Annotated in this window: 1 pseudogene; it reads right to left on the bottom strand. The window is 47.7% G+C overall.

The features are described 5' to 3' along the window. Positions 1 to 517: pseudogene (locus tag A3766_RS02350) on the bottom strand (type I restriction endonuclease subunit R); the annotation flags it as partial. Between the last annotated feature and the right edge of the window lie 99 nt (positions 518 to 616).

The raw sequence follows: 616 nt of genomic DNA, 5'->3' as shown, positions 1-616 counted from the left end.
TACGCCATGCTTTAGCCTTATTACCTGTTGCCTCTAATTCTGCTTCATTGGCCCAAGGTGAATACACCAGCTCCGGTACTACCCGTAAACGGTTCTGTTTGTAACGCGCCAGGGTATCCGGGTTTAAATCATGTTCGGGTTTAAACTGGCATAAACTAAAGCGTGTACCACGATCACGCAGCTCATGGCGTAAGACACCCAAGGTGCCAAAGGTACGCATCTCTTTATTGGCAGCGTTAGGATCGGCTTTATTTAATTGGGATGCGACACGCTCTAAAAACTTCTGCTCAGGATGCTTTTCATTTCCAGGTGAAGGGGGATATAGGCCACAGAACTTTTGCCATTGTTCATCTTGGGTTTCTTTAACAAAACCCAGCACATCTTCTTCATACAGGGCCAGTTCACGGTTGTAGCCTTCAGGCTTACCCAGCAGCCAGCCGTTAGCGACTAGCTGATCGACCATATCATTTTGAAAGGTAAACTCGTTAGCCTTACCGCTTCCTGACAATGTACTCATGCGGCTACTTCCTTGTTTTGATTATCGGATGGTTCTGGGGCTCGCCAGCTTCTGACATCAATTTTTCCGGTTACGGCTGCTGAGATCAGAGCCGTACGG

This window comes from Oleiphilus sp. HI0132 (assembly GCF_001635845.1).
This window is presented reverse-complemented; position numbering and strand designations above follow the sequence as displayed.